Here is a 13,854-nt window from a genome sequence, read left to right on the forward strand (position 1 = left end):
CCATATGAATCTTTCTAATGATGGTTTTGTCGCTTTTCATTATAAGTCATATGGGACTTTTTTCATACCCTCAAAAAGCCCTATAATATCTGAATGAGATTTACCCACTACAGATATTATAGAGCCTTTTTTACATATCACCATAATAAAAAGCAGCTTATCAAGTAAAGTTTATCTGTTATCAAAAAGCTTTTTAAGCTCTGCTATGTTCAAAAGTAACTGACTTTGGTATAATGAAGGACAGAAGAGGTAATACTATGGATTTAACAAAACGTTTTAATAAAAATTTGGACAAAATCGAAGTGTCAATGATTCGTCAGTTTGATCAATCAATTTCTGATGTGCCTGGTATTAAGAAATTAACATTGGGAGAGCCAGATTTTCCAACTCCTGATCATATTAAGGAAGCCGCTAAAGCAGCGATTGATGCCAATCAGTCTCACTATACTGGAATGAGCGGCTTAATAGAGCTGCGTCAGGCCGCATCTGATTTTGTTCGTGAGAAATATCATGTATCGTATAATCCTGACAATGAAATTTTGGTAACTATCGGAGCAACAGAAGCCCTCTCAGCGACTTTGACAGCGATTTTAGAGCCGGGGGATGTTGTGTTGCTTCCAGCACCGGCTTATCCTGGTTATGAACCTATTGCTAATCTGGTTGGGGCTGAAATCGTTGAGATTGACACGACAGCAAATGATTTTGTTTTGACACCAGAAGCTCTTGAAAAAGCTATTATTGAACAAGGAGATAAGCTAAAAGCAGTATTGCTTAACTATCCGACTAATCCTACTGGTGTAACCTATTCACGCCAACAGATTGCTGATTTAGCTGATGTTCTTAAGAAGTATGATATTTTTGTTGTGAGTGATGAAGTTTATTCTGAGCTGTCTTATTCTGGACAGCATGTTTCTATAGCAGAATATTTGCCAGAACAAACTATTCTGATTAATGGTTTATCTAAATCTCATGCCATGACAGGATGGCGGCTTGGTTTGATTTTCGCGCCGGCTATTTTTACAGCACAGCTCATAAAAAGCCATCAATATTTGGTAACAGCAGCTGCAACAATGGTACAATTTGCAGCTATTGAGGCTTTGTCTGCTGGTAAAAATGATGCAGAGCCGATGAAAAAAGAGTATCTTGAGCGGCGAGATTACATTATTGATAAAATGACTGAACTAGGCTTTAAGATTATCAAGCCAGATGGAGCTTTTTATATTTTTGCTAAAATTCCAAACAATCATAATCAGGATTCTTTCAAATTTTGTCAAGATTTCGCTCGCGAAAAGGCTATTGCTATTATTCCTGGAGTTGCTTTTGGTAAATATGGTGAAGGTTACGTCCGCTTATCTTATGCAGCCAGCATGGACACGATTTGCACAGCTATGACTCGTCTTAAAGAGTTTATGGAAGAACATGAGAAAGCTTGATAGCAAAGGAATCGTCATTTTTAATCGGAATTATCGAGAAAATGATAAGTTGGTTAAAATTTTTACAGAGCAAGCTGGAAAGCGTATGTTCTTTGTGCGTGGTGGCAGCCATTCTAGACTGACTTTAGCTATTCAACCTTTAACAATGGCTAATTTTATGATGACGATTAATGATGAAGGGTTGTCATTTATTGAAGATTACAGCTTTGCTGAGACTTTTCAAAAAATTAATGCTGATATTTTCAAATTGTCCTATGCTTCCTACCTGCTTGCATTAGCAGATGCAGCTCTAGCAGATAATACGACAGATGCTCAGCTTTTTGTTTTTTTGACTAAAACATTGGAGCTGATGGAAGAGGGGCTTGATTATGAAGTTTTAGCAAATATTTTTGAGATACAAATTTTGGATCGATTTGGTGTTCGGTTAAATTTTCATGAGTGCAGCCGCTGTCATCGGATAGGTCTTCCTTTTGATTTTTCCTATAAGCATTCTGGTTTGCTTTGTCCACAGCATTATTATGAGGATGAAAATCGCAGTCACTTGGATCCCAATGTACTTTATCTGTTGGATCGTTTTCAGGGGCTTTCTTTTGAAGAATTGCGGAGCATTTCAGTTGGAAGTGATATGAAGAAAAAATTACGGCGTTTCATTGATGAACTTTATGACAATTATGTTGGTATTCATCTCAGAAGTAAGAAATTTATTGATGATTTGGACAAATGGGGCGATGTTATGAAAAAAGACCTAGAAGACTGATTTTAGGCTTATAATGAATTTAGTTTCATGCTATAATGATTAGAGTTAAAAATCTTAGAAGCTTTGCTATTAAAAAGCTGTGATAGAGGGAGTTCAAATATGCATGTAATTGCTGTTGATGCAATGGGCGGGGATAATGCGCCTCAGGCAATCGTTGAGGGAGTTAATAAAGCTATAGCTGATTTTTCAGATATTAAAATTCAACTCTATGGGGATGAAGCACAAATCAAAAAATATCTTACAGCAGCTGAGCGTGTTTCTATTATTCACACTGATGAAAAAATCAATTCAGATGACGAACCTGCAAAAGCTATCCGACGAAAGAAGAAAGCTTCAATGGTTTTAGGTGCTCAAGCAGTTAAGGACAAACAGGCAGCAGCAGTTATTTCTGCAGGAAATACAGGTGCTTTATTGGCCGCAGGTCTTTTTGTTGTCGGTCGCATTAAGGGTGTTGATCGTCCAGGGCTTATGTCTACCTTACCAACTCATAATGGTAAAGGATATGATATGTTGGATTTGGGAGCCAATGCTGAAAATTCAGCTTCTCACCTTCATCAGTATGCTATTTTAGGATCTTTTTATGCCAAGGAAGTTCGTGGCATTGCTAATCCTCGAGTAGGTCTTCTTAATAATGGAACGGAGAATACAAAAGGTGATTCATTGCACAAAGAAGCCTATGAATTGTTGTCAGCTGATACTACCATTAATTTTATCGGAAATATTGAAGCGCGTGATTTGATGAATGGCGTGGCTGATGTTGTTGTTTCTGATGGTTTTACTGGGAATGCGGTGCTAAAAGCCATTGAAGGAACAGCCTTGGGAATTTTAAGTCAACTCAAATCTGCCATTAAAACAGGAGGCTTCAAAGCTAAATTAGGAGCTTTTCTTCTTAAAGATAGCCTATATGGCCTTAGAGGATCGCTGGATTATTCGTCAGCAGGCGGGGCTGTGCTATTTGGCCTCAAGGCTCCTGTTGTCAAATGCCATGGTTCAAGTGATGCCTCAGCAGTTTATCACACGATTAAACAAGTCAGAACGATGCTGGATACTCAGGTTGTTAATCAGTTGGTTGAAGCTTTTAGCAAGGAGAAATAGATGATTACAAAAGAAGATATTTTGAATCGTATGAGACAAATTATTCGTGATCAGATGGGAAGAGAAGACATTACCTTAACGTCTGAAACTGCCTTGGTTGATCTTGGAATAGATTCTATTGAGCTAATGGAATTTATTATTAATTTGGAAGATGATTTTGAAATGGAAATTTCTGATGAGACCATTGACGATATGACTCATGTATCTGATTTGGTAGACTATTTATATGCTGGCATTAATGCCTAGTTTTTACAAGCCTTTACAAGGCTTTTTATTTTGAAAAAAGCAAAGTATGACTTATTGTTCGTTTTTCACGAACGATTTTTATTTTTTGTTAAAAGATAGTTTGGTAAAACTTGGTTTCTAAAATACGATATGATATAATAATGATGATTAAGGACGAAAGGCGAACAAATATGTCAGGTGAATTAATTTACACAGGAAAAGCTAAGGACATCTATAGTACAGAAGACGAAAATGTGATTAAGTCGGTCTATAAAGACCAGGCCACCATGCTTAATGGAGCTCGTAAGGAGACAATTAAGGGTAAAGGTGTGCTGAATAATCAGATTTCGTCTCTTATTTTTGCAAAATTGAATGCAGCAGGTATTAACACTCATTTTATTGAACAACTATCAGATACTGAGCAGCTCAATAAAAAGGTTAATATTATTCCGCTTGAGGTAGTCTTGCGTAATGTGACTGCTGGTTCATTTTCAAAACGTTTTGCTGTTGAAGAAGGTATCAAGCTAGAAAAACCAATCGTAGAATTTTACTACAAAAATGATGATTTGGACGATCCGTTCATCAATGATGAGCATGTCAAGTTCTTGAAAATTGCAAATGATGAACAGATTGCCTATCTGAAAGAAGAGACACGCCGTATCAACGAACTTTTAAAAGATTGGTTTGCTCAAATCGGTCTCAATCTGATTGACTTCAAACTGGAGTTTGGTTTTGACAAGGATGGCAAGATCATCTTGGCAGATGAATTTTCTCCTGATAACTGCCGCCTTTGGGATGCTGAAGGTCATCACATGGACAAGGATGTCTTTCGCCGCGATCTTGGTAGTTTGACAGATGTTTATGAAGTTGTTTGGGAAAAGTTGCAAGAATTGAAATAAGGCGAGGAAGGAAATGAACCGTCTGGGAAGCTCGGAAACTCAAAGAGTCTTGGGATAGGCTCTTTGAGGCTCCAACTGAAAATAGAAAATTGGAGATAACCTTTACTGAAATCAAAGTTTCAAACGGTCTCCTATTTTTCGGTCGCTTCCTTGTCGGACTTGGTATCTTGTATGGATAAACGTATTTTTGTTGAGAAAAAGGCCAACTTTGGCATTAAGTCAGAGTCGCTGGTCAGAGAATTGACGCATAATTTGCAGTTGACATCTTTGAAAAACTTGCGTATTGTGCAGGTTTATGATGTTTTCAATTTGGCTGAAGACTTGTTTGCGCGTGCGGAAAAGCATATTTTCTCTGAGCAGGTGACAGATACGATTTTGGATGAAACAGCTGTACAGGCTGATCTTGCTAACTATGCTTTCTTTGCCATTGAAGCTTTGCTCGGGCAGTTTGACCAGCGGGCTGCAAGTTCTCAGGAAGCTTTGCTATTGCTTGGCAGTGATAGCAATATCACAGTCAATACGGCTCAGCTCTATTTGGTCAATAAAGATATTGATCAGGCTGAACTTGATGCGGTGAAGAACTATTTGCTCAATCCAGTGGATTCGCGTTTTAAAGATATTACAGTGCCTATTCGTCCGCAGGAATTTTCAAATTCTGATAAGATGATTCCTAACCTGGATTTCTTTGAAACTTACACAGCTGAAGATTTTGCAGCTTACAAGGCAGAGCAAGGTTTGGCCATGGAAGTTGACGACCTTGTTTTCATTCAAGATTATTTCAAGTCAATCGGGCGCGTGCCGACAGAAACGGAACTGAAGGTCTTGGATACTTACTGGTCTGATCACTGCCGTCACACGACTTTTGAGACAGAATTGAAAAACATTGACTTTTCAGCCTCTAAGTTCCAGAAGCAATTGCAGGCGACTTATGATAAGTATATTGCTATGCGTGATGAATTGGGGCGTTCTGAAAAGCCGCAGACCCTGATGGATATGGCGACCATCTTTGGCCGCTATGAACGTGCAAATGGTCGTTTGGACGACATGGAAGTGTCTGATGAAATCAATGCCTGCTCGGTTGAAATTGAAGTGGATGTTGATGGTGTTAAAGAACCATGGCTCCTCATGTTCAAGAATGAAACCCACAATCATCCAACTGAAATCGAACCATTTGGTGGGGCGGCTACTTGTATCGGTGGGGCTATTCGTGACCCCTTGTCAGGACGTTCTTATGTTTACCAAGCCATGCGTATCTCTGGTGCAGGTGATATTACGACACCAATCGCAGAAACGCGTGCTGGCAAATTACCGCAACAAGTCATCTCTAAAACTGCGGCGCACGGCTATTCTTCGTATGGGAATCAAATTGGTCTAGCCACTACCTACGTCAAAGAGTATTTCCACCCAGGCTTTGTTGCCAAGCGTATGGAGCTTGGTGCGGTTGTTGGTGCAGCTCCTAAGGAAAATGTTGTCCGTGAAAAACCAGAAGCTGGTGATGTGGTCATCTTGCTTGGTGGTAAAACTGGTCGTGATGGTGTTGGCGGAGCGACGGGCTCTTCTAAAGTTCAAACAGTTGAATCTGTTGAAACAGCTGGTGCTGAGGTTCAAAAGGGGAATGCTATTGAAGAACGGAAGATTCAACGTCTCTTCCGTGATGGTAATGTCACTCGTCTTATCAAGAAATCAAATGACTTCGGTGCAGGCGGTGTCTGTGTAGCTATCGGTGAATTGGCAGACGGTCTTGAAATTGACCTAGACAAAGTGCCGCTCAAATACCAAGGCCTCAACGGTACTGAAATTGCTATTTCTGAATCGCAAGAACGTATGTCTGTTGTGGTTCGTCCTAAAGACGTGGATACTTTTATTGCAGAGTGTAACAAAGAAAATATTGATGCCGTTGTGGTTGCAACGGTCACTGAGAAACCAAACCTTGTCATGACTTGGAATGGTGAAATAATTGTTGATCTGGAGCGTCGTTTCCTTGATACAAACGGTGTGCGTGTGGTAGTTGATGCAAAAGTGGTTGACAAGGCAGTCGACTTGCCAGAGGTGCGTACAACATCAGCTGCGACACTTGAAGCAGACACAATCAAGGTCTTGTCTGACCTCAACCACGCCAGCCAAAAAGGACTTCAAACGATTTTTGATAGTTCAGTTGGCCGTTCAACCATCAACCACCCAATTGGCGGTCGTTACCAAATCACACCGACAGAAAGCTCTGTTCAAAAATTGCCAGTTCAAGACGGTGTAACGACAACAGCTTCTGTTATGGCACAAGGTTTCAACCCATATATCGCTGAATGGTCACCTTACCACGGTGCAGCCTATGCTGTTATTGAAGCGACAGCTCGCTTGGTGGCAACGGGTGCTAACTGGTCTCGTGCTCGCTTCTCCTACCAAGAATACTTTGAGCGTATGGACAAACAAGCTGACCGCTTTGGTCAACCTGTTTCAGCCCTTCTTGGATCTATTGAAGCACAAATTCAGCTGGGCTTGCCATCAATCGGTGGTAAGGACTCTATGTCTGGTACCTTTGAAGAATTGACGGTACCACCAACCTTAGTTGCCTTTGGTGTCACAACAGCTGACAGCCGAAAGATTCTTTCACCTGAATTCAAAGCCGCTGGTCAAAATATTTACTATATTCCAGGACAGGCCATTTCTGAAACCATTGATTTTGACTTGATTAAAGCTAACTTTGCTAAGTTTGCAGCTATTCAAGCTGAACACAAGGTGACAGCAGCTTCAGCTGTTAAATATGGCGGTGTCGCAGAAAGCTTGGCATTGATGAGCTTTGGTAATCGTATTGGTGCGGATGTGGAAATAGCTGAACTTGACAATAGCTTGACAGCACAGCTTGGTGGTTTCATCTTTACATCTGATGAAGCTATTGCTGACGCAGTTAAAATTGGTCAGACTGTGGCAGACTTTACAGTAACTGTCAATGGTGTCAACTTATCTGGTGCTAACTTACTTGCAGCCTTTGAAGGTAAGTTGGACGAAGTTTATCCGACTGAATTTGAACAAAGTAAGGAATTGCAAGACGTACCAGCTGTTGCTTCAAATGCAGTCATTCAAGCCAAAGAAAGGATTGAACAACCACTTGTTTACATCCCTGTTTTCCCTGGTTCCAATTCAGAGTATGATTCCGCTAAAGCCTTTGAACAAGCTGGAGCTAAAGTCAACTTAGTGCCATTTGTAACGCTTAATGAAGCAGCGATTGAGTCTTCTGTTGACACCATGGTTGACAACATTGCTAAAGCTAATATTATCTTCTTTGTTGGCGGCTTCTCAGCAGCAGATGAGCCAGATGGTTCGGCTAAATTCATCGTCAATATCTTACTCAATAAAAAAGTCCGCTCTGCTATTGACAGCTTTATCGCAAAAGGCGGTCTTATCATCGGTATCTGTAATGGTTTCCAAGCCCTTGTCAAATCTGGTCTTCTTCCATACGGTAACTTTGAAGACGCGACTGAAACAAGCCCAACCCTCTTCTATAATGATGCCAATCAACACGTGGCGAAAATGGTTGAAACACGGATCGCTAACACCAATTCGCCTTGGCTAGCAGGTGTTGAAGTCGGTGATGTTCACGCTATTCCTGTCTCACACGGAGAAGGTAAATTTGTTGTGACGGCTGAAGAATTTGTGGAACTCCGTGACAATGGTCAAATCTGGAGCCAATACGTAGACTTTGATGGCAAGCCTTCTATGGATTCTAAATACAATCCAAATGGTTCTGTCAATGCTATTGAAGGGATTACAAGTAAGAACGGTCAAATCATCGGTAAAATGGGACACTCAGAACGTTATGAAAATGGTCTCTTCCAAAACATCCCAGGAAACAAAGACCAAAAATTATTTGAAAGTGCAGTGAAATATTTTACTGGAAAATAATCACAGTAAATCATGTGCTGTACTGAACACGGCCTAAGCACTGTATCAAAAAGATAAAGCGTCTAGAAAATCAGGATTTTCTACCGCTTTCCTATTTTGCCGGTGTGCTTAACGGCTTTTGTATTGAGGTAAAAATGACATACGAAGTAAAATCTCTTAATGAAGAATGTGGTGTCTTCGGTATTTGGGGACACCCAGATGCAGCTAAGTTGACCTATTTTGGCCTACATAGCCTGCAACACCGTGGTCAAGAAGGAGCGGGCATCCTCTCAAACGACAGTGGTTTCCTCAAACGCCATCGGAACATGGGACTTCTATCCGAAGTTTTCAAAAATCCAGCTGATTTGGACAAATTGACAGGAAGTGCCGCTATTGGCCATGTGCGCTATGCGACAGCTGGTGAGGCTTCTGTTGATAATATTCAGCCCTTCCATTTTAAGTTCCATGATATGGAGTTTGGATTGGCTCATAATGGAAATTTAACGAATGCAGAATCGTTAAAACAGGAGATGGAAAAAAACGGAGCTATTTTCAATTCAACATCTGACTCTGAAATTTTGGCACATCTCATTCGCCGCAGTCACAATCCAAGCTTTATGGGCAAGGTCAAGGAAGCTCTTAACACCGTTAAAGGCGGCTTTGCCTACCTTCTCATGATGGAAGATAAGCTAATTGCAGCGCTGGATCCCAACGGTTTTCGTCCCCTATCAATCGGCAAAATGGCAAATGGTGCCATTGTGGTTTCATCTGAAACCTGTGCTTTTGAAGTGGTCGGTGCTGAGTGGGTTCGTGATGTCAAGCCGGGTGAAGTGGTTGTCATTGATGACTCAGGAATTACCTATGATACTTACACAACGGACACACAACTGGCAATCTGTTCCATGGAATACATCTACTTTGCCCGCCCTGACTCAAATATTCACGGGGTTAATGTCCACACTGCTCGTAAACGTATGGGAGCACAGCTGGCGCGCGAATTTAAGCATGAAGCAGATATCGTGGTCGGCGTTCCCAATTCATCTCTCAGCGCAGCTATGGGCTTTGCTGAAGAATCGGGTCTACCAAACGAAATGGGACTCATCAAAAACCAATACACTCAGCGCACCTTTATCCAACCAACTCAGGAACTGCGTGAGCAGGGTGTTCGCATGAAACTATCTGCCGTGTCTGGTGTTGTCAAAGGCAAGCGTGTGGTCATGATTGACGACTCGATTGTGCGCGGGACAACATCACGTCGTATCGTTCAGCTTTTGAAGGAAGCTGGCGCAACGGAAGTTCACGTAGCAATCGGCAGCCCAGCTCTTGCCTACCCTTGTTTCTACGGCATTGATATTCAAACGCGTAAGGAGTTGATTGCGGCTAACCACACTGTGGAAGAAACGCGCGAAATTATAGGTGCAGACAGCCTGACTTATCTGTCCGTTGATGGTTTGATTGATTCGATTGGTCTTGATACGGATGCACCAAATGGTGGTCTCTGTGTGGCCTATTTTGATGGAAAATACCCTACACCGCTCTATGATTATGAGGAAGATTATCAGAAGAGTTTGGATGAGAAGACAAGTTTTTATTGATGGGGTTAACCTAAATAACAGCTCTGCTATTTTCAAAAGAAAAATGAGGAAAAAGAAATGACAGAAAAAAATGCTTACGCTCAGTCTGGTGTTGACGTTGAGGCTGGATACGAGGTTGTTGAACGTATCAAAAAACACGTGGCGCGTACAGAGCGTCTTGGTGTCATGGGAGCTCTTGGCGGCTTCGGTGGCATGTTTGACTTATCTCAATTGGATGTTAAAGAGCCTGTCTTGATTTCAGGGACTGACGGTGTCGGAACCAAGCTCATGCTGGCTATCAAGTACGACAAGCACGATACTATCGGTCAGGACTGTGTGGCTATGTGTGTTAATGACATCATCGCTGCGGGCGCTGAGCCCCTTTACTTCCTTGACTATATCGCAACTGGGAAAAACGAACCGGCTAAATTGGAGCAGGTGGTTGCTGGTGTGGCTGAAGGCTGTGTGCAATCAGGCGCTGGTCTGATCGGTGGTGAAACGGCTGAAATGCCTGGTATGTATGGCGAAGACGACTACGACCTGGCTGGTTTTGCGGTTGGTGTGGCTGAAAAATCGCAAATCATTGATGGCTCAAAGGTCAAGGAAGGCGATGTGCTTCTAGGGCTTGCTTCCAGCGGTATTCACTCAAACGGCTACTCGCTTGTCCGCCGTGTCTTTGCCGATTATACTGGTGAAGAAGAACTACCAGAGTTGGAAGGCAAAAAACTAAAAGACGTTCTGCTTGAACCTACTCGTATCTATGTCAAAGCAGCTCTGCCATTGATTAAGGAAGAATTAGTCAATGGTATTGCCCACATCACAGGCGGCGGCTTTATCGAAAATGTTCCACGGATGTTTGCGGACGATTTAGCTGCCGAAATCGAAGAAGCCAAAGTTCCAGTTTTACCAATCTTCAAGGCTCTTGAAAAATACGGTGAGCTGAAACACGAAGAAATGTTTGAGATTTTCAACATGGGTATCGGTCTCATGCTGGCTGTCAGTCCAGACAAGGTTGACCGTGTCAAGGAAATCCTTGATGAGCCTGTTTATGAGCTTGGTCGAATCGTGAAAAAAGCAGACGCTAGTGTGGTGATTAAGTAATGGCTAAAAAGATTGCTGTATTTGCCAGTGGGTCTGGCACAAACTTTCAGGTGATTGCAGAGCAATTCCCAGTTGCATTTGTTTTCTCTGATCACCGCGATGCCTATGTGCTAGAGCGCGCTAAAAATCTCGGTGTCAAAAGTTACAGCTTTGAACTCAAAGAATTTGACAATAAGGCGGCTTACGAACAGGCTATTGTTGACTTGCTGGAAGAGCACCAGATTGACCTTATTTGCCTAGCTGGCTATATGAAAATTGTCGGACCGACTTTGCTGGCTGCCTACGAAGGTCGCATGATCAATATTCACCCCGCCTATCTGCCGGAATTCCCTGGTGCCCATGGCATTGAGGATGCTTGGAATGCTGGTGTCAACCAATCCGGTGTCACAATTCACTGGGTGGACAGCGGCGTTGACACAGGCAAGGTCATCAAGCAAGCGCGCGTGCCGCGCCTGCCAGATGACACCATCGAAAGCTTTGAAACTCGCATCCACGAAACCGAATACCAGCTCTATCCACAGGTGCTGGATAGCTTGGGAGTAAAACCAAAATAATTAATAGGAGTTTATTATGGGGAAAGTCCTCGTATCAGTTGAAGAAGTCAAAAATGCTTTAAATATTGAAAATTTTAGAAACTTATCTAAAGATAAAGTGATGGAGTTTATATCTTTGATTCCGAATATGGATAAAGATCTAGCGATAAAAATTGTGGAGCAATTTCCATCTTATGCAGATTATTCACAAAATATAGTTAAACAATTGAATGTATTATGTGAAAAGGCTTTAGAAAGAAATGATAATAGTCAAACAGAGGCTATTAAGGCTTATAGAAAAGTCCTTGATGAATTGTCAGTACTTCTTCAAAAAGATGAGACTTCTATTGATGAGAGAAAGTATATTACAGAGCAAATGATTGCTATAGCAGATAAAATTGCTGCAAAGGATACAGAAAACAAAGAGTTCTTAGAGAAAATTATAAAATATGGTGGTTATGTTGTTCTTGGAGCATTAGCGATAGGAGTAACTATGCTAGGTGTAAATGTCAGAGGGAAAGATATTCCAAAATTAAATAGATAGCTATTAGCTCAACCCAGCGACCATAGGTCGCTAAACCGATACTTTCCGACGCAGCAAAAAGACTGGTGACAGACATCTGTCACCAGTCTCGGGAAAATTGAGACTTTAGGCTCAATTTTTAAGCATGGAATTCCAAAGGAAGTCGCTGCTGTCCGTGCTGCTTTAGGAAAGTATCAAAGGAAAACTCTTAAAAGAAGAAAGGGAAAATTGATGACAACTAAACGCGCACTTATCAGCGTCTCAGACAAAGCGGGCATTGTGGAATTTGCCCAAAAATTGACAAAGCTTGGTTGGGAAATCGTCTCAACCGGCGGAACCAAGGTTGCTCTTGATAATGCAGGAGTTGCAACTATTGCTATTGACGATGTGACCGGCTTTCCTGAAATGATGGACGGCCGTGTTAAGACCCTTCACCCAAAGATTCACGGCGGTCTTTTGGCTCGCCGTGACCTTGACAGTCATGTCAAGGCCATGAAAGAGCATGACATCACACCGATTGATTTGGTTGTGGTTAACCTCTACCCATTCAAGGAAACCATCCTCAAACCAGATGTAACCTATGCGGATGCGGTTGAAAACATTGATATTGGCGGACCTTCCATGCTGCGCTCAGCAGCGAAGAATCATGCCAGTGTGACAGTTGTGGTTGATCCAACTGATTATGCTCTTGTTTTGGAAGAATTGGCTGATGCTGGCGAAACAACTTTTGAAACGCGTCAGCGTTTGGCAGCTAAGGTTTACCGTCATACCGCAGCCTATGATGCCTTAATTGCCGAATACTTCACAGCCCAAGTCGGTGAAACCAAGCCTGAAAAGCTGACCATTACTTATGATCTCAAACAGCCCATGCGCTACGGTGAAAATCCACAGCAGGATGCGGATTTCTACCAAAAAGCTCTGCCAACAGACTACTCTATTGCATCTGCTAAACAGCTCAACGGTAAAGAGTTGTCCTTCAACAATATCCGCGACGCTGATGCGGCTATCCGTATCATCCGTGACTTCAAAGACCGCCCAACCGTTGTGGCGCTCAAACACATGAACCCATGCGGTATCGGTCAGGCTGACGATATTGAGACTGCTTGGGACTACGCTTATGAAGCTGATTCCGTTTCGATCTTCGGTGGCATTGTTGTTCTCAACCGTCAAGTTGATGCAGCGACAGCTAAGAAGATGCATGCCATCTTCCTTGAAATCATTATTGCACCATCTTATACAGACGAAGCGCTAGCCATTCTCACAACCAAGAAGAAGAATTTGCGTATCCTTGAGTTGCCTTTTGCTGCCCAAGAAGCCAGCGAGGCTGAAAAGGAATATACTGGTGTTGTCGGCGGTCTCCTTGTGCAAAATCAAGATGTAATCAAGGAAAACCCAGCTGACTGGAAGGTTGTCACCAAACGCCAGCCAACGGAAACTGAAGAGACAGCCCTTGAGTTTGCTTGGAAGGCTATTAAGTATGTCAAATCCAATGGGATCATCGTGACCAATGACCACATGACCCTTGGTGTCGGTCCGGGTCAAACCAACCGTGTGGCTTCTGTTCGCATCGCTATTGACCAAGCTAAGGATCGTCTTGATGGCGCTGTTCTTGCGTCTGATGCTTTCTTCCCATTTGCGGATAACATTGAAGAAATTGCAGCCGCAGGAATCAAGGCTATTATCCAGCCGGGCGGCTCCGTCCGTGACCAAGAGTCTATCGATGCTGCGGACAAACACGGCATTGCTATGGTCTTTACAGGCGTGAGACATTTTAGGCATTAAAATCTTGAAACAGGCAAAAAGGCTGGGAAAACCTAGCTTTTTTTACTTTAATACTC

11 protein-coding genes are annotated in these 13,854 nt (G+C 42.3%); all 11 read left to right on the forward strand.

The window, feature by feature from the left end:
* Positions 1–257: 257 nt before the first annotated feature.
* The 11 genes from ACVRZ8_RS08730 (at position 258) to purH (ending at position 13,798) form a co-directional block, all read left to right on the forward strand.
* Positions 258–1,433 carry a pyridoxal phosphate-dependent aminotransferase gene (locus tag ACVRZ8_RS08730; RefSeq protein WP_447448940.1) on the forward strand — a complete coding sequence of 392 codons (1,176 nt, stop codon included), beginning with the start codon at positions 258–260 and terminating at the stop codon, positions 1,431–1,433.
* The gene (recO, locus tag ACVRZ8_RS08735) at positions 1,420–2,190 is read left to right on the forward strand and encodes a DNA repair protein RecO (RefSeq protein ID WP_447448941.1); all 771 of its coding nucleotides are present in this window, start codon (positions 1,420–1,422) and stop codon (positions 2,188–2,190) included. Before ACVRZ8_RS08730 ends, recO begins: the two co-directional genes overlap by 14 nt.
* Before the next feature lie 99 nt (positions 2,191–2,289).
* Positions 2,290–3,285 carry a phosphate acyltransferase PlsX gene (gene plsX / locus ACVRZ8_RS08740; protein ID WP_447448942.1) on the forward strand — a complete coding sequence of 332 codons (996 nt, stop codon included), beginning with the start codon at positions 2,290–2,292 and terminating at the stop codon, positions 3,283–3,285.
* Entirely contained in the window at positions 3,286–3,531 is a 246-nt protein-coding gene (locus ACVRZ8_RS08745) for a phosphopantetheine-binding protein (protein WP_447448943.1), read from the forward strand. It abuts the gene before it with no gap.
* A 170-nt stretch (positions 3,532–3,701) separates the two neighbouring features.
* The gene (purC, locus tag ACVRZ8_RS08750; protein WP_447448974.1) at positions 3,702–4,409 is read left to right on the forward strand and encodes a phosphoribosylaminoimidazolesuccinocarboxamide synthase; all 708 of its coding nucleotides are present in this window, start codon (positions 3,702–3,704) and stop codon (positions 4,407–4,409) included.
* Between the two features lie 171 nt (positions 4,410–4,580).
* Positions 4,581–8,306, forward strand: coding sequence for a phosphoribosylformylglycinamidine synthase (locus ACVRZ8_RS08755; RefSeq protein WP_447448944.1), 3,726 nt, complete (start codon positions 4,581–4,583; stop codon positions 8,304–8,306).
* A gap of 134 nt (positions 8,307–8,440) precedes the next feature.
* Positions 8,441–9,880 carry an amidophosphoribosyltransferase gene (purF, locus tag ACVRZ8_RS08760; RefSeq protein WP_447448945.1) on the forward strand — a complete coding sequence of 480 codons (1,440 nt, stop codon included), beginning with the start codon at positions 8,441–8,443 and terminating at the stop codon, positions 9,878–9,880.
* A gap of 57 nt (positions 9,881–9,937) precedes the next feature.
* Positions 9,938–10,960 (forward strand): phosphoribosylformylglycinamidine cyclo-ligase, encoded by a 1,023-nt coding sequence (gene purM / locus ACVRZ8_RS08765; protein ID WP_447448946.1) that lies wholly within the window; start codon positions 9,938–9,940, stop codon positions 10,958–10,960.
* On the forward strand, positions 10,960–11,514 hold the full coding sequence (gene purN / locus ACVRZ8_RS08770) for a phosphoribosylglycinamide formyltransferase (protein ID WP_447448947.1): 555 nt from the start codon (positions 10,960–10,962) through the stop codon (positions 11,512–11,514). Before purM ends, purN begins: the two co-directional genes overlap by 1 nt.
* A gap of 16 nt (positions 11,515–11,530) precedes the next feature.
* On the forward strand, positions 11,531–12,037 hold the full coding sequence (locus tag ACVRZ8_RS08775) for a hypothetical protein (RefSeq protein WP_447448948.1): 507 nt from the start codon (positions 11,531–11,533) through the stop codon (positions 12,035–12,037).
* 210 nt (positions 12,038–12,247) lie between these two features.
* Positions 12,248–13,798 carry a bifunctional phosphoribosylaminoimidazolecarboxamide formyltransferase/IMP cyclohydrolase gene (purH, locus tag ACVRZ8_RS08780; RefSeq protein ID WP_447448949.1) on the forward strand — a complete coding sequence of 517 codons (1,551 nt, stop codon included), beginning with the start codon at positions 12,248–12,250 and terminating at the stop codon, positions 13,796–13,798.
* Positions 13,799–13,854: the final 56 nt, after the last annotated feature.

This window comes from Streptococcus dentiloxodontae, from assembly GCF_053206925.1.

What these genes read in the sequence shown, in the direction of transcription:
- purN (WP_447448947.1), top strand. Translation starts at nt 10,960, where the DNA reads ATGGCTAAAAAGATTGCTGTATTTGCCAGTGGGTCTGGCACAAACTTT.
- purM (WP_447448946.1), top strand. Translation starts at nt 9,938, where the DNA reads ATGACAGAAAAAAATGCTTACGCTCAGTCTGGTGTTGACGTTGAGGCT.
- ACVRZ8_RS08775 (WP_447448948.1), top strand. Translation starts at nt 11,531, where the DNA reads ATGGGGAAAGTCCTCGTATCAGTTGAAGAAGTCAAAAATGCTTTAAAT.
- plsX (WP_447448942.1), top strand. Translation starts at nt 2,290, where the DNA reads ATGCATGTAATTGCTGTTGATGCAATGGGCGGGGATAATGCGCCTCAG.
- recO (WP_447448941.1), top strand. Translation starts at nt 1,420, where the DNA reads ATGAGAAAGCTTGATAGCAAAGGAATCGTCATTTTTAATCGGAATTAT.
- ACVRZ8_RS08755 (WP_447448944.1), top strand. Translation starts at nt 4,581, where the DNA reads ATGGATAAACGTATTTTTGTTGAGAAAAAGGCCAACTTTGGCATTAAG.
- purF (WP_447448945.1), top strand. Translation starts at nt 8,441, where the DNA reads ATGACATACGAAGTAAAATCTCTTAATGAAGAATGTGGTGTCTTCGGT.
- purC (WP_447448974.1), top strand. Translation starts at nt 3,702, where the DNA reads ATGTCAGGTGAATTAATTTACACAGGAAAAGCTAAGGACATCTATAGT.
- ACVRZ8_RS08730 (WP_447448940.1), top strand. Translation starts at nt 258, where the DNA reads ATGGATTTAACAAAACGTTTTAATAAAAATTTGGACAAAATCGAAGTG.
- purH (WP_447448949.1), top strand. Translation starts at nt 12,248, where the DNA reads ATGACAACTAAACGCGCACTTATCAGCGTCTCAGACAAAGCGGGCATT.
- ACVRZ8_RS08745 (WP_447448943.1), top strand. Translation starts at nt 3,286, where the DNA reads ATGATTACAAAAGAAGATATTTTGAATCGTATGAGACAAATTATTCGT.